The organism is Amycolatopsis ultiminotia, assembly GCF_039536925.1.
GTDB classification, from domain to species: Bacteria; Actinomycetota; Actinomycetes; order Mycobacteriales; family Pseudonocardiaceae; genus Amycolatopsis; species Amycolatopsis ultiminotia.
In genome coordinates this window covers 1-18328 of sequence record NZ_BAAAZN010000005.1, presented here as the reverse complement: position 1 = coordinate 18328, position 18328 = coordinate 1, and the positions used below count along the sequence as shown (strand labels likewise).

The window sequence follows — 18328 nt, the reverse complement described above, 5'->3', positions numbered from 1 at the left end:
GTAGGCGAGATCGGCGGGTGCCCAGTATCCGGGGCGCCGCTCGGCCCGGCCACCTGGACCCCGGCCCGCAGCGGACGGCGGGTTCAGGCCCCGACGAGCTGGGTCCGGGCGATTTCGCGGAAAGCGGAAACCAGCGGATTGCGGTCGTCCGCGTGCGTGGCGAGCACGACCTGGCACGGGTCGATCCCTTCGAGGGGAACGGTGACGAGGTCTTCGCGCAAGGTGCTCCGCCGGTCGCCGCTGGGCAGGATGGCGACCGAATGTCCTTCGGCGACGAGCTCGATCTTGTCCTCGAAACTGTCGTCCGCGCCGGGGCCTGCCGGCGCCGGGCCGGGGCCGAACTGCCGGGGCACGCTCCAGATTGCGGCAGATTTGCTGCAGGAGACGAGTTCCTCGTCGCCGAGGTCGGCGAGATCGACGGAGTCCTTGCCCGCCAGGCGATGCGTGCGGGACATGACGAGCACCCGCGGCTCGTCGTAGAGGACGCTCACCCGGAACCGGTCGCTCGGCAGCGGCAGCGGCGTCCGGGCGACGAGCGCGTCCACCTGGTGCTCGGGCAGGGCGTGCACCTCCTGCCAGTCCAGATGACGGGTGCTGATCCTGGCGTCGGGGTAACGGTGGCGCAGTTCGCGCACTGCCGGGGTGATGACCAGGTCCGCGACGTACCCGATGGTGATCGTCCGGGGCGGGGCGGAGGCACGCGCGGTCAGCGCCGCCTGGTGTGCGGTGCGCAGCAGTTCCTGCGCCTGCGGCAGGAACGCCCGGCCGGCTTCGGTGAGGTGGCTGCCCTGCGGTGTGCGATCGAACAGGCGCACCCCGAGCTGGTCCTCCAGCCGCTGGATCTGCCGGCTGAGCGACGGCTGCGCGAGGTGCAGCGCTACGGCGGCCCGGCCGAAGTTCCGGTGCTCCGCCACGATCGTGAAGTACCGCACCAGCCGCAAGTCGAGGTCCACGTGGATCGACTCTACCCGTCATGCAGCTGCCGCATGACGACGTGCAGAACAGGTCTTGGACAGCCGCCCCGGATCGTCCTTGACTCGAAACCGAGAGCAAACCGGAAGAAACAAGGGGATTTCCACCATGGGCAAGTACGACGGCAAACGAGTCGTGATCACCGGCGGCAGCAGCGGGTTCGGTTTCACGACGGCGAAAGCACTGGCGGACGGCGGTGCCCGCGTGCTGATCACCGGACGCACCGAGGCCACGCTCGATTCCGCTCGTGACCAACTGGGTCCGGATGCGCTGGCCCTCCGCAGCGACGTGGCGTCCCTTCCCGACCTGGACGCGCTCGCCGATCGGGTGAAGGCCGAGTTCGGCACGATCGACGCGCTGTTCGTGAACGCAGGCGTGACCCAGTTCGTACCGTTCGAGTCGATGTCCGAGGAGGTGTACGACGACCTGCTGACGACCAACACCAAGGGCGCCTACTTCACCGTGCAGAAGCTCGCCCCGTTGCTGGCCGAAGGCAGCGGCGTGGTCCTCACCACGTCGGTCGCGAACGTCAAGGGCCTGCCGATGATCAGCGCATATGCGGCCAGCAAAGCGGCCGTGCGTTCGATGACCCGCAGCCTGGCCACCGAGCTGCTTCCCCGCGGGATTCGCGTCAACGCGGTCAGCCCCGGTCCGATCGACACCGGCATCCTGGACAAGTCGTTGCCGAAGGAAGCCGCCGAGCAGACCAAGGCAGAGATGACCGAAAGCAGCCCGATGCTCCGCTTCGGCGAACCCGCCGAGGTCGCCAAAGCGGTCACGTTCCTCGCGTTCGACGCCACCTACACCACCGGCGCCGAGTTCCCGGTGGACGGCGGGGCCTCCCAGCTCTGAGCCCGCCTCAGCGGGGCTGCGCGAGCGGCTCGCACGCGTCCCGGTTCCGTGTCGTTTCCCGCGACAAAAATGGTCGATCAGCCGGGGGAGCAGGAGTTCGACCTGCGGATTCCCGGCCTTCCACCATGAGACGTCCCGGCTCCCGTGGCTCGTTCCGGCAATTCGCCGGGGTCTCGGCATCGGTCGCCAGTACGCCGAAGCGTCGACCGATGCCGACCTGCCGCGAGGTCGACGAAGGGTGTTCGAGATCTTCATCCGCACCACGCCACAGCGGCTGTGGCAGGCGATCATCGATCCCGCCAGGCGGATGCGGTTCTAGTTCGGCGCGCGCATGGAGCCGGCATGGACCACACAGGTTCCGCTCATCGGATGACCCACGACGGCACCGGCGGATTGGTCGAGGGCGAAAACCTCGAACTCGACCCGCTCGTGCAGAGCTTCCGTGTCGTCTGGGACGACGACATCGCCGCGCCGGGCACCAGCCAGGTGACCTGGGAGATCGAGCAGGTCGCCGACAGCTGCCGACTCGTCGTCCGGCACGACCAGCAGGCAGCCGACGAGCACCTCTTCGGCTGGCCGACGGTCCTGCCCGTACCCAAGACCTGGCCGGAGACCGGCACGGAACTGACCACACCCGGCTCCCTCAGGTACGGCGGCAAACCATCCCGACCGCCGGCAGGCCACGTCTGACCACTGATGGGCGACCGTCAGCAGGCCAGGTACGACCACTGACGGGCCACGCCCGGCAGGCCACGCCTGGCGACCTGACAGGCCACGCCGGGCGGGCCACGCCTGACCGTCAGGCAGGTCAACGCGGCCGTCAGGCAGGCCTCGCCTGGCGACCTGACAGCGCACGCCGGGCTGGCCACACTTGACCGTCAGGCAGGTCAACGCGGTCGCCCGGCAGGCCACGTCTGGTCGCCGGGCGGGCCATGCGTTGGCGCGAAACTAGACAAAACACCACCGCGACGCTGTGCACGAGCCCGGACCGCCGTCGGCGGGACCTACGTCGTGATCTTCGCGCGCGGAGGATGCTTGTCCGCGCAGCGGGTAAGAGCAGGAAGCGTTCGTCCCTTTTTCGACCATTCCCGCAACAGGTGGTGACGCGCTCCAGTTCTGGCACCGTCAGCACGGTTCCGGCACTGGGGCGAGCTGCCAGGGGATTTTTGCGGTCGCGACTTGCCACGCTCGTACTTGCGGAGCCCGGAAGTTCACCCGAGCCAGCGAACCCCTCGCCCTCGTGGCCATGGGCGTGGGCCGGTTTCAGCGTGACCGCGGTCCCGGATCGCTCCCGTCGCGAAGTGGCTGTCCCGGCGCGCGGGGATCCAGGCTGCTTCAGTCGGTGCCGGGGATTCAGCAGCGGTGCCGGGCCCGCAGCGACCGGGGTCATCCCGGATCGATGTGCAGCACGTCCCAGACGTGCAGCGCGAGCTGCAGGTCGAGCCGGGTGTCGGCGAGCTTGAAGTCCCGTTCCACGAGTTTCTCGATGCGGACCAGTCGCTGCCCGACAGTGTTGACATGGACCATGAGTGCGGCAGCAGCCTGTGCCGTCGAGAAGCCGGAGCGCAGCCAGGCGCGGAGTGTATCGACGAGCTGCGAGTTGCGACGGGCATCCTGGTCCGCCAGCGGTGCGATGAGTTGGTCGGCCAGCCGGTGGAGGTAGGCGGGCGGGGCTTCGGCCATCAGCATGAGCCCGACGACGGAGAGGTCCCTCAGATCCAGCAGGCCGACGAGACCCGTGTTCGCCCGCAGTTGCGCTGCCCCCTTGGCCGCCCGGTAGGCGGGCTGGATGTCCTCGAGACCGTGCACGGGCGGACCAATGACGATCGAGATCGTCGACGTGCTGTCCTCGTCGATCTGGTGATGGACACAGTCGAGCGCGGCCCTCAGCCCGCGGATCTCGGGAAGCAGCATGACCGTGTCGTCGCCGTCGGACGAGGCGAGGATCTTGGTCCGGACGGCTCGTTGAACGCGGCGGGACACGTCCGGGACCTGCGCACCGATGCGGTTGGCCCGGACGACCACCACGTTCCGGGCGTCTTCAAGGCTGAATCCGAGGGCGTTGCCCCGTTCCAGCAGGATTCGCTGCCGGGCAAGGGCTCCTCCTCGCAGCACGTCGGAAAGAAGGTCGCCGGAAAGCCGCTCCTCGATCTCGAGGGCATGCCGGGCGGTCAGCATCTCGATCCCGGTGACGAGGGCGAATTGTTCGACAAGCCGTTGCCGCGCGCTGTCGCTGACTGCCTGATCCCCGACGATCCACAGCCGCGCGGCGACCTCCCCGCCGATCACGACCGGGGTCACCCAGCCTTCGGTGTCGGCGAGAGAGAAGTGCTCGGTGACGTTCGTCGGCCGGAGATCGGCCTTCGGGCGGTGCTCCGCGAGCTGTTGTGGCAGGGACCCGGAAGCGGACTCTTCGGAGGAGGCCAGGATGCGGCCGTCGAGGTCGGCCACGGTGACCGATGCGGAGAGGATCTCGGCGAGGGCGTCGACCAGGCGGTCCATCCCGGCTTCGGCGAGGACGAGGTGCATCAGCGTGCGGTGCTGTTGCTCGGCCCAGTCCCGTCCGGCCCGGTAGCGCGCGGTGTGGATCGCGGTTGCGGTCTGTTCGGCGAGGAGCTCCGTGAGTTCGATGTCGGCGGCTCCGTAGCTGCGCGGCGCGGTCGAGTATCCGACTAGGACACCGATCGGGCCGTCGGTTCCGCGCAGCGGGGCCGCGACGAGGCTGCGATAGCCCTGCATCGGAGCGAAATCGAGGCTCCCGTATGTCTCGGATTCCCTGGTGACATCGGAGATCGTGATCGTCTCGGCGTCGCGGAAGGCGCGTGCGGCCGGCGAGTCGGTGTCCGGTGTGGCCGGGCGGATCTGCAGGAAACCGGCGTTACGCATCCGGTCGACGTAGTCGTCGCTGAGCCCGGACCACCCGATGACGTCGAGCCGGCCGGCCGCCTCGTCGACCAGCATCACCGCCGACAGGTCGAAGCCGATGAGTTCCCTGGCCAGATCCGCGATGCGGGCGAGCACGGTTTCCACCGGATCGCCCACGTTCACCGAACGCGAGATCTCGGAGACTGCCCGCATCCACGTTCGGAGTACTGGAACGATCATCGTCATCGGTGGCTCCCGAGGTCACGGTGCTCGGCACAGGTCATCGGCGGGTGTCTGACGCCAGGAACGCCGATGTGACCACACCCATGGGTACGGACGTATTCCTGTGTTGACACACATGGACAGCGTAGTCCCACGGTGCGACGCTTTCCTGACGAGCGGCCACCGCGGCTGCCCGGTCTCGGACTGAGAAGGTGCTGGAGGCATCGTGTCGCCGGACGACGTCATCTCCTTGCGGCAACAGGGGGTGGACGACGTTTCGCGAAGCGAGTTCACGCAGTTTCCGCGACCCTGGTGCGCTGGGTACGGAACTGATCTCGGCGGTTCCGCGCCCCACCTCCGGTTGACGGGCGAGTCTGCGTGGTTCTTGCCTGGTGCGTTGCGATTCGCCGACGTCCGGTTCGACATCCGCGCCCGGGCCACGTCGCCCCGGCGGGGGCACGGCCGGAGGGTGACGTGGATGATCGGCTCCACCAGAGCGCCGTGGCCACCCAGCCCGATTCCCTGGACACAGCTCAGATTCCGCAGCGACGCGGACGACTCCCCGTGACTCTTCCGTCGTGCTGGGGTGTAACGGCTCGACGCTCAACCGCGGCGGGTTTCCGGCTGGGCACCGTGACGGTCCGTCGAAGTCGTCTCCACCACCGCACTCCGCGGTGAGCCGCAGCGCTCTGCGCAATCCCGGGGCCGTTGACGAGTTCGTCACGCGCGATCTTCGGGTCGGCATTGGTGGGCAACCGAATCCAGCCACGGAAGGCCAGTGGATGACCACGATCGAGAAGCGCGATCGCCGGTATGTCGAGGCGCTCTGCCGGCGCTATCGCCGTTGGGGTGCATGGGGTGCGGACGACGAGCGCGGCGCGCTCAACTTCATCACCCCCGAGGTCCTGGTCCGCACCGGAAGAATCGTGTCGTGCGCGCTGCCTTTCGACGAGCAAAGCCCGCACTCCGGTCGGTTCGGCGGCCGGCACAATCCGATGCACATCATGGTGCAGGACGGCGGGGACATCGCGTTCGGAGCGCAGGACCACCTCAACGAGCTGCGGTTCACCGAAGACGCCGTGGCCATGCCGCTGCACTGCGGCACCCATTGGAACGCACTCGCGCACATTTTCCACCAGCGCCGGATGTACGGTGGTCACGGCGTCGAGTACGTCACCAGCAAGGGTGCCGCCCGCAACGGCATCGAGAAGGTCGCCGACGGGATCGCCGGCCGCGGGGTGCTGCTGGACATGCCCGGCTACTTCGGCGTGGAGTGGATGCAGCCGGGCCAGGCGATCACCAGCGAGGATCTGGCGGGCGCGGCAAGGGAGCAGGCGGTCGAGGTCGGCAGCGGAGACATCGTGCTGATCCGGACCGGGCACATCGCCAAGGCCCGGGCGGAGGGCACCTGGGGCAGCTACGAAGCCGGCGACGCCCCCGGTCTCGGTGTCGACAGCGTGCACTGGATCTGCGAGAACGAGGTCGCCGCGGTCTGCGCGGACACCGGAGAAGCCGAGGTCCGGCCGAACGACACCGACGAGGTCTTCCAGCCGCTGCAGCTGATCCTGCTGGTGAACGCCGGAATCCAGCTCGGCGGCATTTTCGACCTGGAGAATCTCGCCAGGGTGTGCGCCGAGGAGAGCCGATACGAGTTCCTGTTCGTGGCGCCACCCTCGCCGCTCATCGGTGCGGTGGCTTCGCCGGCGCACCCGCTGGCGTTCTTCTGACGGCTGCGGACGGCGTGGACCGTTGCAGTCCACGAAAAGGCCGCGCGACCGGAGGAACCCCTGTGCATCGTGGGTGAAAGCTCGATGACCCGCGAGTTTCGAAGAGAAGGATGATGATGACGAGAAGTATCCGGAAAAGCGAAATCCGCGACAGCATGCGGATTGAATGGGATGTTCCCATCGAAATGGACGACGGCGTGCTGCTACGTGCAGACATCTTCCGGCCCATTGGCGAGGGAAAAGTCCCCGCGATCGCGAGTTCAGGTGTCTACGGAAAGGGATTGCCGTTCCAGGGTCCGCCCTACGAAAAGCTCTGGGAGCAGATGTGCGAAAAGTACCCGGACGTCCCGGCGGGGTCGACCAATGCCTACCAGAATTGGGAGGTCGTCGACCCGGAGAAGTGGGTTCCCGACGGTTACGCAGTCATCCGGATCGACACCCGTGGTGCCGGTCGATCCGAAGGGCGCATGGACCCCTTCACCGACCGTGAGGCCAGAGACTACTACAACTGCATCCAGTGGGTCGCGGAGCAGGATTGGTCGAACGGGAACGTGGGTCTCGCCGGCATCTCGTACTACGCGGCGAATCAGTGGCAGGTCGCGGCACTTGCGCCGCCGGCGCTCAAGGCCATCTGCCCGTGGGAGGGGTTCAACGACATCTACCGTGATGCGCACCGGCACGGCGGAATTCTGTCCACGTTCCTCGAGCGGTGGTTCCTCAACCAGGTGACCATCGTCCAGCACGGGCTGGGTTCGCGAGGAGCGGTCAGTCCCATCACGGGTCTGCAGGTCAGCGGTGACGAGGACCTCAGTGACGACCAGCTGGCCGCCCGTCGCGGGGACATCTCGGCAGAGGCGCTCGAGCACGAGTTCGACGATCAATACCACCGGGACCGGAGCACGGACCTGGCCACGATCACGGTTCCCATTCTCACGGCGGCCAACTGGGGAGGCCAGGGCCTGCACAGTAGAGGCGCCTTCCGCGGGTTCACGCATTCGAGCAGTGCGCAGAAATGGCTCGAAGTCCACGGCCGTGAGCACTGGACGCTCTTTTACACCGACTATGGCCGTCAGCTGCAAAAGCGATTCTTCGACTACTTCCTGAAAGACGGTGAGGGCGACTGGGAGAATCAGCCGCCTGTCCTGCTTCAGGTGCGGCACCCTGGTGAGAAATTCGTCGAACGGGCCGAGCAGGAATGGCCCTTGGCGCGCACCGAATGGCGGCCACTGCACTTGCGGCCCGCGGAGGGCAGGCTTTCACCGGAGGCTCCGGCGGAAGAGCAGACCCGGTCGTATCCGGCGTTGGGCGACGGGTTGACCCTGTCCACCGGCCCGTTCGAGGAGCAGACGGAGCTCACCGGCCCGCTGGCCGCCCGTCTCTGGATCGCCTCCGACACCCGGGACGCCGACATTTTCCTCGCTCTGCGGCTGTTCGATCCGGATGGCGAGGAGGTGCTCTTCCACGGGGCCAACGAGCCGAGGGCGCCGATTTCACTCGGCTGGCTGCGGGCTTCGCATCGAAAGCTCGATGCCGGGCAGAGCGAACCCTGGGCGCCGTACCACCCGCATCTCGAGCGGGAGATGTTGGAGCCGGGGCAGGTGTATCCGCTGGACATCGAGATCTGGCCAACGTCGATCGTGATCCCGGCCGGATACGAACTCCGGCTCACCATCCTCGGCCGGGATTTCGATCACGGCCTGGCAGGGGGAACCTACGAACTCGGCGTCGAAATGCGCGGAAGCGGGTTCTTCCTGCACGACAATCCCAAAGACCGTCCGGCTGAGCTATTCGACAACACCGTCACCGTGTTGTCCGGACCTGAGCACGACTCATTCCTGCTGCTGCCGGTCATACCGGAGAAACAATGAGGTTTTCTCAGCTGCGCGGGTAGACGTGTTCGAAATGGGTGAGGACGACGGCGCTCGCGTGATGTGGCCGATTTGGCCGGCACCGGCGATGTCGCGGCGGAGGGTGCGCGAGCGTTCGGTGGGCAGGACGGATTCGCGTTCTTCGAGCTCTGTTGTGGGCCGTTGTGCACCGGGCGTGTTCCTCGCGGGTTGTGTGATCGGGCTGCGCACATCGATACCGGCATTCTGGCATGCGGGATTGGCCGGGTTCGGCTCAGCGCGCGAAGGGTATGGTCGCGGGGCAGCCAGGTCGTGAGCGGAGCCCGGTGACACATCCGATATCCGCCAGTCCGTTGTGCAGCACGGTTTGGATGTTCCACTGGAAGTCGTTGCTTTACCCGCGTCAGGCATCGACGTCGTCGCCGTGGATGCCCTGAGGTTTTCTCGGCACACAATCGGAATCGACGGCTTCCCTCTCCAAAATCACCGGTGACCAGCGCTCGACCTGCGTGCATCCGCTATGGCGCGTCGCGCAGGTCGAGTGCACGCCGGCACGCTGATGGTCTCGTCGAGACAGCGGCAGGAGCGGCCTGGACGAGCCGGAGCCCTTGCCCGTCAACGGGACAGGCCGTTCCTCCCGGAACCACACCACCGCCTGGTGGAAGCAGTACACCGCGCACGTTCCGTGGCAGGTGCCGAGCTCGCGACAGTGCTCAACAAACAACCAGCACGCAACCTGGCCACATCGCGCAGCCCGCCGAGCGCAGCCCGCCGAGCGCGGCTCGACAGGTGATCACGGCGCACCTTGGAGACGAAGCTGATCGTGGCCGACTGCTTTCACGCCAACGAACTCCGCCTCGCCCGCCCGGCAGGTCACGGCCGCCGCGACCCGATACGTCCCGGACTGCTTCTCGAACCATGTCAAGCACCAGCCGAAGCACGACATACTTCTCAAGTCGCGCCTGCCGAGAACCTCAATAGCTGCTAAGCAACTGGCGGAGTGTAGGTATTCGAACCTTGTCGTATTCTCTGCGGGTGTGGGCGGGTTTTATGTGGTGAGGCTCTTGCGGCGGGCTCTCATGTAGTAGGTTTCGCCGCCGCCTCCCCAGCCTCCGCTGGTGGCGATGTTCCAGCCTTGCTGTTGTCGCATCTGGGTGGCGAACGTTTTCAGGTCACGGATTTTGCAGCCGCAGTCGAGTTGGACGTTGATCGTGATGTAGGCGCCGTTCGGCTTGTCTTCAGTGGGGTGGACTGCCCAGCGGGCTTGGTGTTGGTGGTCGGCCAGGCCGGTTCGCGTCTCGTCGTGGACGATGCCGAAGGCGCGAGCGTATTGGTCGAGATCGTCGATGACGAAGAGGTGGCTTGACCATTCTCCTGGCCAGACGGCGTAAAGGCGGGTCTCGCCTGCCAGCGCTCGCTTGTAGGTGCCTGCGCCGCTGCCCCACCGGACGCTGCCGTCTGAGGCGACTTCGATGTAGCACATCGTCCGGAGGGCGTAGGGGAATTCTGTGTCCATCGCGCCCGCGCTTCTGGGTTCTTGCATCGTGTCTCCTGTTCGTCAGCTCGGATCAAGCTTTCCATGGCTGGTGTGGTGGGTGGGGGCGGCGAGGTAGGCGCTCCAGTCGTGTTGGGCGTAGTTGGCCCAGGCGATAGCGGTGCTGATGTTGATGTCGAGTAGCTGGGCGAGGACGGCAGCGGGAATGTCGGCGGCGAGGGCTGCGAGAGCGGCGCTGCGGGCTCGTCGGAGGTGGACGGGAAGGTGCGCGCGGAGCGCGCGGTAGAGGCCGTCGCGGGCGGGTCGTCCGGGTAGGCCGCCGGGGAATAGCCACTGGTGTTGGTCGCGGTCGAGCGTGGCCGCTCCGGTGCCGTGGTCGCGTTGGTCGCGCAGCAAGGCGGCAACGGCTGCGGGGAGCAGGAGTCTGTGGTGGGTCATCTGCAGCCAGTTGGTGCCGTCGCGGTCGGTGTGGATGTCGCGGTGTTGCAGCGTGGTGATGCGGCTGACAGGGAGTCCGAAGAGCAGGACGAGGGCTCCGGCGGCGCGGACGTTGATGGGCAGTGCCTGTTCGTGCAGGCAGTGCCGCAGTTGTGTCCAGCGGTCGTCCTCGGTGATCGGCGCCAGCGTGTTGTGGTGGGGCTTCTTCGGGATGGTCACGTCGCCGGCCAGGTGGTGTTGTCTTGCCCAGTATAGGAATTCCCGTGCTGCGTAGGTGGCGTCTGTGTGTGTGGGGGGGGGGTCGCTGTCAGCCAGCGGTCGATCGCGGGTCTGGGTCACGGTGGGCAGGGTGAGGTGCTGCTGGTCGAGCCAGGTCAGGAAGTTGAGGGTGGCGCGAACGCGGGTGCGGAGCCAATTTCCGGCGCTGGGAGTGAACGGGCGGATTCGGGTGCGCTGGCGGGCTCGGCGCAGCAGGGTCCAGTGCGTGTAGGTGCGGAGCAGATGAGCTCGGTCCGGTGGGTGGCCGTGAAGCTGGTCTTCCAGCCAGGGGACGAGGCGTTCGAGGTAGTCGGCCCGGTCGGGCAGGACTCTGGTGTGGATGAGAGTTTGACGTAGCCGTTGCAGGGCAAGGGTTTGCCCGAGAGTGTCGAGCAGGTCATGGCTGATCGGCTCGCCGAGGGTCGTGAGGTGGTTCAGGAGCGTGGCGGCGGGTTGGCCGGGGCGGAGCCATTGCCGGACGGCTTCGGGTGAGTCGGCGGTGCGCAGGGCTTGGGCGAACGGTTCGAGCTGAGCAGGGATGTGATTGTTGTTGTCTGCGAGGAGTTCATGGACTCGGTCGCCTGTCTGGCAGCGGGTGCAGAGGCCGGCGGTGAGGAAGAAGCCGGTGTCGCCGCATCGGGTGCAGCGGTAGTCGTGGCGCGTTGTGCCGCTGCAGGTGGCGCAGAGCCCGGCGCCGGTGGTGTCGCGGCCGAGGAGGATTTCTGCGGTGCTGCAGTGGGTGCAGGTGCCGCGGTGGGTGCGGGTGCGTTTGTAGCAGGTGCCGCAGACCGGGCCCAGCGGCCAGGTGGTGATGATCCGCCGGCTCTGGTGGCAGAGGGCGCATTCCTGTTGCTGCGCGATGAATGTGGCGCGAAGACAGTCCGGGCAGGTCTTCTTCCCGTCCAGCCGCGTGCTGATGCGCCAAGGACCGAGTTGTCCGCAGAGATGGCATTCGGTGTGATTGCGGGTCGGGAGGCAGGCGTGGCAGAGGTCGACGCGGGCGTCGCTGCGGGTCGCGAGCTTGGTGATCGTGCCGCAGCGCTGGCAGCGCCGTGGCGGGTGTGTCAGGCAGGCGGCGCAGATAGGGCCGTCGCCGGTCCGGACACGGGGCCGTTTGTTCTGTCCGCAATGGATGCATATCCGGGTGGGTGGCTGGTAGCAGCGTCGGCAGATCGAGTGTGTGCGCGGTGATCCGCGCGAGGTCGCCGCAGGCCCTGCAGCGGGTGCCGGTGGCCGGATCGTGGCTGTAGCAGGGCTGGCAGAGGGGTTTCCGTCCGCGCGGGCGTGAACCGTGCGGACCCGGCCGCAGCGGCTGCAGGGCCGCGCGCGGCAGGAGCTGGCGCAGGTGCCGCAGAGCCGCCCGCCGGGAATGTGGCAGCTCAGGGTGAGGCCGCCTCGCCCGCAGCCGTGGCAGCGCAGCGGCGTCACCGAATAGCCTTGTCGGGCAAGGGATCGGACAAGTCGCAGGAACACGGTCGGGCAGTCTGATTCGCCGGAGGTCAGCGCGTCCGGATGCGTACCCAGGTGGCGGTGCAGCATCGCCAGGCCCCTGCGACCGTGCGAGATGAACTCGACCAGGGTCGCCGCGGCGGGTTCGTCGAGCTCGGGAACCGCCGCGGCGATCCAGGCACCGAGGTCGGCGAGGTTGTCCGCGGCGATCTTCGCCCGCAGGGCGACCCCGTAGCTGGGGGTGGCTGCGTCGGGGTGGGATGCGGCCGCGGTCATCAGAGTCCTTGCGGCCGGCGGATCGTCGTGTGCCGCGGCGCCGGCTTGCCGACACTCTCGGAGGTGCCGGTTCTGCGGACCTCGGTGGGGGCGGTGGTGATCTCGATCAGGTCGTTCGGGGTGACATCGAGGATGTTGCAGAGCGCGGCGAGGGTGTCCAGCGACAGCCGTTGCGGGGGCTGGGTGACCATCCGGTAGACCTGTTCGCGGGACAGGTGGATCCCGCGTTCGGCCAGGAGTGGCACCAGGTCCGAGGTCTGGAACAGGCCCTTCCCGGCCATCCGTGTGCGCAGGTGCCAGGTATGGCCCATCTTGCGGATCATGGTGTCCTTTCCCAGAGTTCCGGGTGTCCTTCGAGGGCGTGTTCCAGCAGCCGGTTGCGGAATTCGTCCGACACCGATAACGGCACAGTCCGTTATTGAAACTGTCTGAATGCCTTGCCAACTGGTGCGGATGACTGGTTGATGGATCGGGCTACTCGGACAGCCGCCGGTGGTAGCGGACGAGCGCGTCGTAAAGTTGTTGGCGCTGACGTTGAAGAAGCTCGCCGTGTAGCGCGGCAGGTAGTTGGGTCTTGTCGTCGAGAACTGCGTGGACGAGCTGTTCGGCGGTGAGTCCGTGCACGGGTGCTGGCTGGCCGCTGGCGCGGTTCGATAAGTTAGCGCCTTGCAGGTTCGTTTCGTTGAGCTTCGCGCCCTGTAGATTCGCGTCGTGCAGGTTGCTGTCCTGCAGCTGCGCTTGGCGTAGATTGGCGTCTTGTAACTGGGCATGATCTAAGGTGACTTCTTGCATTCGTGCTCGGAAGAAATGGGCGCCTTGTAGCTGGGCGCCGCCCAGCCGGGAATCTTGTAGTTGGGCGTAGGAGAGGTTGGCGCCTCGTAGTTGGACGTTATGCATGATGCTGTCTCGCAGCTTGGTGCCCCACAAGTCGGCGCGGTCAAGCCGTAGGTTGGCAAGGTCCGCGCCGCATAGGTCGGCGCTGCTGAGATTGACGGGGTTGCGTTCAGGCCGTTGTGGCCGCCGGCCCAGCGCGGTGAGTGCTGCTTGCACGTCTATGGCAAGCGTTCGGTAGGCAGGCTGGGGGCCTTGGTGAATGTGTTCTGGCTGCGGGAACATTCCTTGGCCGGTGTGGGTTTGTTCGCGGATGAACGCGGCAAGTACCTCGACAACTGTGGTGTGGTCGCGTTCAGATTCGGTCATGAGGTGCTCGAGTGCGTAGATGCCCCCGAGTCGTTCGGTGGTCTTCTCTGATGCCAATTGGTCGATGGCTTTGGTGTAGCGGTCGGTGAACTGGCCACGGCGGGAAAGGTAGTAGGTTCGGGCGGTAAAGCCGATACCGATAAGCGCGAAGGTTCCTCCTGCGGCTGCGAGGAGTGTCTGTCTGGTGGCGTTAACCGCGTCGGCTTTCTCCTTGCCTTTTAGGTCAGTTATGGCGACGGTGGCCCACTGCGCGAACGGCCCCAGCAGCAGTGCCAAGGCCCCGACAATGCCGATTGCGGCGACCAGCACCAATACTGCTGAACGCGTTCGTGCGGAGACGGCACCCCTGCGCATCTGGCGGCAGGCGATCACAACTCTCCGCCAAACGTCACGTGGAGCTGATCGGACCATCAGCCCTCCTCGCCGTTGTCGTGGTAGGTGGCTGGCCTTCCGACCTGACGTGCGTCGAGTCCGTCGTCGAGCGAACGGCGGCTGACGTCGGCGGCGTAGCTGGTCCAGTCGCCGGCGGAGACGTGTTGCCAGGCGACGGCGACTTTGATGTTGACGCCGAGCATGCGGGCCAGGGCGGCGGCGGGGAGTTCGGTGGCTAGTTGGAATAGCGCGGTCGAGCGAGCCTCGCCGGGCCGGAGTCCGAGTTGGCGCAGGCGTTGGGCGAGTGCGTCGGCGCTGATGGGGCGGCCGGGTTGCCCTCCGGGAAAAAGCCAGGGGGAGGTTCCGTGATCGGCGACGGTGGCGTGGCCGCGGCGGGTGGTGACCAGGTTGCGGGTGAGGGTTGCGATGGGTTCGGGCAGTTCGACGGGGATGGACCCGAGCCGGAGTGTGATCGTGCTGCCGCGGGTGTTGATGTCGTCGAGGGTGATTCGGCTGATGGCCGCGGGGCGTTGGGCGTAGAGCAGGAGCAGCAGCCCGGCGACGCGGTCGTCGGTGTCGTCGTGCAGCAGTCGTTTGGCTTGGCGCCAGCGTTGTTCATGGTCCAGTGGACGGGCGGGGCCGGTCCAGCGGGTGGCGTCGAACCGCAGGTTGCGGTTGATGCACTGGAAGATCGCCCAGCGGACGAAGTGCCCAGTGATGATCCGGTAGCTGGTGTCGTTGCTGGTCAGCCAGGTGTCGAGGTCGGCTTGCCGGCAGGTGGCGAGGGTGAGACCGCGGGTGCGCAGCCAGTCGAGCAGGCCGATGGCGGCGTGAACGCGTTGCCGGACCGTGTCGAGCTGGCCGTAGGTGGTCTCGGCGTCGCGGTTGCGTTGCCGGAGCCGTCGCAGCAGGTGCCAGACCGCATAGCGGTGCAGCAGTTCTTTCTCGTCGGGGTCGCCGCGCTCGCCGATGGTGCGCGTGACCCACCGCTCAATTCGGGCGAGTTGCTCGTCACGGGCCGGGAGCGCACCGGTAGCCACCAAGACGGTGCGCAGATGTTCGAGTGGTTTGCTGGGCGGCAGCTCGTCGAGGGCGGCGTGGCTCACCGATCGTTGCCCTGCGGCGAGTTCGGCGAGGACCGTCCTGACGGTATTGTGTTTGAGCCAGTTCAAGGCGGTCGCGGGTCGGCTGATGTTGGCGAGCGTGTCGTGCAAGACCTGTAACTCGGGGCGGATCGCTCCGCTGGCGTCGGCGAGGAGTTCGCGGAGCTGCTGGTGGAGACGGCAGCGACTGCAGGCTCCGGCGGTCAGACGTCCCGTGGTGCCGCAGCCGGTGCACGTTTTCCAGAAGCCCGGCTCGGGCACTACGCAGTCGCCGCACAAGGGTGCGTCTCGTGTGCCGGCCCGGACCGGTGCCATCTGTCCGCAGCGTGAGCAGTCCGCCCAGGACCGGGCGCATGCGGCGCACCATGGTTGCCCGGTGGTTTTGGAGATCGTGCAGGGCCCGGTTTGGCCGCAGATGCTGCAGATCGTGATGGTTCTAGGGGTGCAATTCGCGCAGAGCGGACCGTCCGGGGTGCGGGTGCTGACCCGCTGCCGACGTCCACATTGGATGCATTCCTCCCGGTTGAGGGGATCGTTGACAAAGCAGTGGGGACACAGCGGTCGCCCGTGCGCGTCGCGTGTCGCTGGTTCGCGGACCGTTCCGCATTGAGCGCATGCGACGGCATGGGCGCGGGCGCAGCAGTTCCGGCAGATCCGGAGCCCGTCGCGGGTCTTGCTTAAGGTGACGACCCGCTGGCAGCGTGGGCAGGCGGGCCGCTGGATGCGGGTGGCGCCGGCGGTGCAGAGCGCGTCGATCAGCCGCAGCACCATCGGGAACGGTGCCTTCGCCCCATCGCCGGTAAGCAACTCCGGGGCCTGTTCGAGGGTCCACGCCAGCTTCTGCTCGTGGGCAGGTTTGACGACAGTGACCGCGATAGCGGCGGCGACTGTGTCGGCGGTCAGCCCGGGATCGAGCGCGGTGACGAGTGCGACCAGGACCTTCCGTGGGTCGCGGGCATCCTGATCGGGGCAGTGCAGGCAGCGCGGCTGCCCGTGCCGGTCGCGGAAGGCGACCGGCCGTTCGTGTCCGCACCCGGCGCAGGGTTGTGGCCGGGCGAAACAGGGCGAGCAGTACCAGTTCCCGTCCCGGCGCTGCATCGAGGTGATCTCCCGCCCGCACTCGGCGCACCAGGGCGGGGAAATTCTCGTGGCTCCGGCGGCGCGCAGCGCGAGCAGCAACTCGCCCAAGACCTTGGGAGCCGGCGAGCGTCCGCCGATGAGCACCGTGGCATCCTCGGCGAGTGCCGTAGCCAGGCGGCGGCGTTTCGCCCTCCCACCACCGACCTGCTCGACGACCTGGCGAACCGCCTCTTGGTCGAGGGCCGGCTCGATCGCCATCACCATCATCACGACGGTGGCGATCGGATCGGCCAGTGCCCCCGCGGGCGACGGTGTCACGGGTCAACCCGCGTGATCCAGGCCCGCTTGGGGCGCAAATCCCCCACTCCAGCGCCGTTTCCGGCGCCGACCGCTTTGGCCTTATGGGCTGACGCGGCGGCGACGGGTTCGATCAGCTCGTCCATCGTGGTGTCCAGGATGTCCAACAACGCCATCAGCACCTTCAGGCTCAATCGCTCCGGGCGTTCCACGACCAGCCGGTAGACCTGGCTCGAGGACAGCCGGATCCCGCGCTGCGCCAGCGGTTCCAGCAGGTCCGTGGTGGCGAACATGCCACGGGTGGCCATCACCTGACGCAGGTGCCATCGATAATCCAGCTTGGCGGTCATTGCCCTTCCTTTCCTGCAGGCCCATTCCCGAGCGCGGGAGTCAGTGCCCGGCGGAGCGCGGTGTTCAGGAAATCGCTGCTGACATGCGTATACACGGCAGTCGAACTATCGACCTCGTGGCCAACCTGGCATTGGATGAACCGGCGGTCCACACCATCCTCGGTCAGATGCGAAACGTAGGAATGCCGCATCGAATGGGGAACCAGGGCCTTCGGTAGTCGGAGTGCGTCCCGGTAGGCGACGAACCGGGCGTTGATCTCCGCCGGCTTGATCCGCCCACCGCGCTCGGTCACCCACAACGCCGGATGCTCAGCACACCCGAACCGGGGCCGGACGTTGTCCACATAGTCGACCACCGCCTCCACCGCCCACCCCATCACAGAGGCGACGTTCCGGCGACGCGGCGGCTGGCCATGTTTCGCCTTGCCGTAGCGGACATTGAGCATCCCGTAGCGCCCGAACTCCGGCGCCGCCGGGTTCCGCCCGAAGTCCACCACGTCCAATTTGGGCGCCTCCGTCCGGCGCAGCCCCCACCCATAAAGCACCTTGAACAATGTGGCATCCCGATAAGCGGCCAGAGCCCCCTTGCGTTTAGCGCGCACCGCGCGGTCGACCTATTCGTCGGCGTAGTCCAGGAACCGCTGCAACTCCTCCCGCGTGAACGGGCGCGCTTCGGGGTCGCCTTCGTAGTCGTTGAGGTGAGGGATCGTGTTCCACTCGTGCACGATCGGCACCGGGTATGTCTGCGGACCGAACTCTTGCTGGCACGCTGCCACCCACCCGTACCTGCTGTCACAAAGGAAGGCGTTGAATTGGCGAAGGCTGCACTGGTAGGCGCGGATTGTCGACGGCGCCAGGTGGTGTTCGGCCGTCAGCGACATCGACCATTCGTCCACATGCGACGGTTCCCAGTTCCACGGGTACCCGTTGGTGAACTCGGCGAACCGGCGCATCAACCGTTCCCGCGCCCCAATCGAGTCCTCCTGCAGCCCGCGGGCCGTCTGCTGCGCGCGCCAGCCCCGCAGCATCGCCTCGAACATCGCGTCCTCCGGCCGCAGCCGCACCACACCGGACACGAGTTCAAGGTGCGCAGCACCCGCCAGATCAGCCCGCCCCAACCCTGCCTCCAAGCCAGATCACCGGGACCGTTCGAAGGGGGGATCATGCACCTAACGGGATCGCCTAGCAAATCATGCAGGTCACACGGCGTGTCTCACTGGCCCGCCGCGGCCACTGCGGAACCATCCCCAGCAGGCGACCTGCAGATTCTCGCCCACCTGATGCAATTCCCGAGGGTTGGTGTAGAGCGCGGTCGTGGACTGGTAGGCGTGCCCGACCTGTTGCTGCACCATCAACGGCGGATAGCCGAACTCCAAGAGATGCGTGACATAGCTGTGTCTTGTCTCTGCAGTCGCCGTGTGCGGTCGTACTCGCGTTGCCATTGACGTGGTCCGATCGCGGCAAGTTCTCACGACACCGTCGTCTGGCTTCGTGTTGCGTTTTCGGCTATGCGACGTGGTGGACG

General features: G+C 66.9%; 15 protein-coding genes. 4 read left to right on the top strand and 11 right to left on the bottom strand.

The window, feature by feature from the left end:
• Positions 1-83 precede the first annotated feature (83 nt).
• A complete protein-coding gene (locus tag ABD793_RS13115) occupies positions 84-953 on the bottom strand; it encodes a LysR family transcriptional regulator (RefSeq protein WP_344859299.1) in 870 nt (289 codons plus the stop codon).
• A gap of 127 nt (positions 954-1080) precedes the next feature.
• On the opposite strand from ABD793_RS13115, the gene ABD793_RS13110 reads away from it, so the two are divergent.
• Both ABD793_RS13110 and ABD793_RS13105 read left to right on the top strand, forming a co-directional pair.
• Positions 1081-1824 carry an SDR family oxidoreductase gene (locus tag ABD793_RS13110; RefSeq protein WP_344859297.1) on the top strand — a complete coding sequence of 248 codons (744 nt, stop codon included), beginning with the start codon at positions 1081-1083 and terminating at the stop codon, positions 1822-1824.
• A gap of 342 nt (positions 1825-2166) precedes the next feature.
• Positions 2167-2514 (top strand): SRPBCC family protein, encoded by a 348-nt coding sequence (locus ABD793_RS13105; protein WP_344859295.1) that lies wholly within the window; start codon positions 2167-2169, stop codon positions 2512-2514.
• Between the two features lie 696 nt (positions 2515-3210).
• Here the strand turns inward: ABD793_RS13105 and ABD793_RS13100 are convergent.
• A complete protein-coding gene (locus tag ABD793_RS13100) occupies positions 3211-4902 on the bottom strand; it encodes a helix-turn-helix domain-containing protein (RefSeq protein WP_344859293.1) in 1692 nt (563 codons plus the stop codon).
• A 791-nt stretch (positions 4903-5693) separates the two neighbouring features.
• Here ABD793_RS13100 and ABD793_RS13095 point away from each other — a divergent pair.
• Both ABD793_RS13095 and ABD793_RS13090 read left to right on the top strand, forming a co-directional pair.
• Positions 5694-6638: a cyclase family protein gene (locus tag ABD793_RS13095; RefSeq protein ID WP_344859291.1), complete on the top strand. Its 945-nt coding sequence runs from the start codon at positions 5694-5696 to the stop codon at positions 6636-6638.
• A gap of 116 nt (positions 6639-6754) precedes the next feature.
• On the top strand, positions 6755-8506 hold the full coding sequence (locus ABD793_RS13090; protein WP_344859289.1) for a CocE/NonD family hydrolase: 1752 nt from the start codon (positions 6755-6757) through the stop codon (positions 8504-8506).
• Positions 8507-9533: 1027 nt separating this feature from the next.
• Here ABD793_RS13090 and ABD793_RS13085 read toward each other — a convergent pair.
• The 9 genes from ABD793_RS13085 to ABD793_RS13045 form a co-directional block, all read right to left on the bottom strand.
• Positions 9534-9968 (bottom strand): hypothetical protein, encoded by a 435-nt coding sequence (locus ABD793_RS13085; protein ID WP_344859287.1) that lies wholly within the window; start codon positions 9966-9968, stop codon positions 9534-9536.
• 75 nt (positions 9969-10043) lie between these two features.
• Positions 10044-12401: a variable surface family protein gene (locus ABD793_RS13080; protein ID WP_344859284.1), complete on the bottom strand. Its 2358-nt coding sequence runs from the start codon at positions 12399-12401 to the stop codon at positions 10044-10046.
• Positions 12401-12712 (bottom strand): helix-turn-helix domain-containing protein, encoded by a 312-nt coding sequence (locus ABD793_RS13075; protein WP_344859281.1) that lies wholly within the window; start codon positions 12710-12712, stop codon positions 12401-12403. Before ABD793_RS13075 ends, ABD793_RS13080 begins: the two co-directional genes overlap by 1 nt.
• A gap of 163 nt (positions 12713-12875) precedes the next feature.
• Positions 12876-13910, bottom strand: coding sequence for a pentapeptide repeat-containing protein (locus ABD793_RS13070; RefSeq protein ID WP_344859279.1), 1035 nt, complete (start codon positions 13908-13910; stop codon positions 12876-12878).
• Positions 13911-14011: 101 nt separating this feature from the next.
• Entirely contained in the window at positions 14012-16474 is a 2463-nt protein-coding gene (locus tag ABD793_RS13065; protein WP_344859276.1) for a hypothetical protein, read from the bottom strand.
• Positions 16471-16803 carry a helix-turn-helix domain-containing protein gene (locus ABD793_RS13060; RefSeq protein ID WP_344859274.1) on the bottom strand — a complete coding sequence of 111 codons (333 nt, stop codon included), beginning with the start codon at positions 16801-16803 and terminating at the stop codon, positions 16471-16473. The genes ABD793_RS13065 and ABD793_RS13060 overlap by 4 nt, the downstream gene beginning before the upstream one ends.
• Complete coding sequence (locus tag ABD793_RS13055) at positions 16800-17405, bottom strand: tyrosine-type recombinase/integrase (RefSeq protein ID WP_344859271.1); 606 nt, start codon at positions 17403-17405, stop codon at positions 16800-16802. Before ABD793_RS13055 ends, ABD793_RS13060 begins: the two co-directional genes overlap by 4 nt.
• Positions 17406-17417: 12 nt before the next feature.
• A complete protein-coding gene (locus ABD793_RS13050) occupies positions 17418-17879 on the bottom strand; it encodes a hypothetical protein (RefSeq protein WP_344859267.1) in 462 nt (153 codons plus the stop codon).
• Between the two features lie 123 nt (positions 17880-18002).
• A partial coding sequence (locus tag ABD793_RS13045) for a tyrosine-type recombinase/integrase (protein ID WP_344859265.1) occupies positions 18003-18328 on the bottom strand: 326 nt, incomplete at its 5' end.

What these genes read in the sequence shown, in the direction of transcription:
- ABD793_RS13110 (WP_344859297.1), top strand. Translation starts at nt 1,081, where the DNA reads ATGGGCAAGTACGACGGCAAACGAGTCGTGATCACCGGCGGCAGCAGC.
- ABD793_RS13105 (WP_344859295.1), top strand. Translation starts at nt 2,167, where the DNA reads ATGGACCACACAGGTTCCGCTCATCGGATGACCCACGACGGCACCGGC.
- ABD793_RS13100 (WP_344859293.1), bottom strand. Translation starts at nt 4,902, where the DNA reads ATGCGGGCAGTCTCCGAGATCTCGCGTTCGGTGAACGTGGGCGATCCG.
- ABD793_RS13095 (WP_344859291.1), top strand. Translation starts at nt 5,694, where the DNA reads ATGACCACGATCGAGAAGCGCGATCGCCGGTATGTCGAGGCGCTCTGC.
- ABD793_RS13090 (WP_344859289.1), top strand. Translation starts at nt 6,755, where the DNA reads ATGACGAGAAGTATCCGGAAAAGCGAAATCCGCGACAGCATGCGGATT.
- ABD793_RS13085 (WP_344859287.1), bottom strand. Translation starts at nt 9,968, where the DNA reads ATGTGCTACATCGAAGTCGCCTCAGACGGCAGCGTCCGGTGGGGCAGC.
- ABD793_RS13080 (WP_344859284.1), bottom strand. Translation starts at nt 12,401, where the DNA reads ATGACCGCGGCCGCATCCCACCCCGACGCAGCCACCCCCAGCTACGGG.
- ABD793_RS13075 (WP_344859281.1), bottom strand. Translation starts at nt 12,712, where the DNA reads ATGGGCCATACCTGGCACCTGCGCACACGGATGGCCGGGAAGGGCCTG.
- ABD793_RS13060 (WP_344859274.1), bottom strand. Translation starts at nt 16,803, where the DNA reads ATGACCGCCAAGCTGGATTATCGATGGCACCTGCGTCAGGTGATGGCC.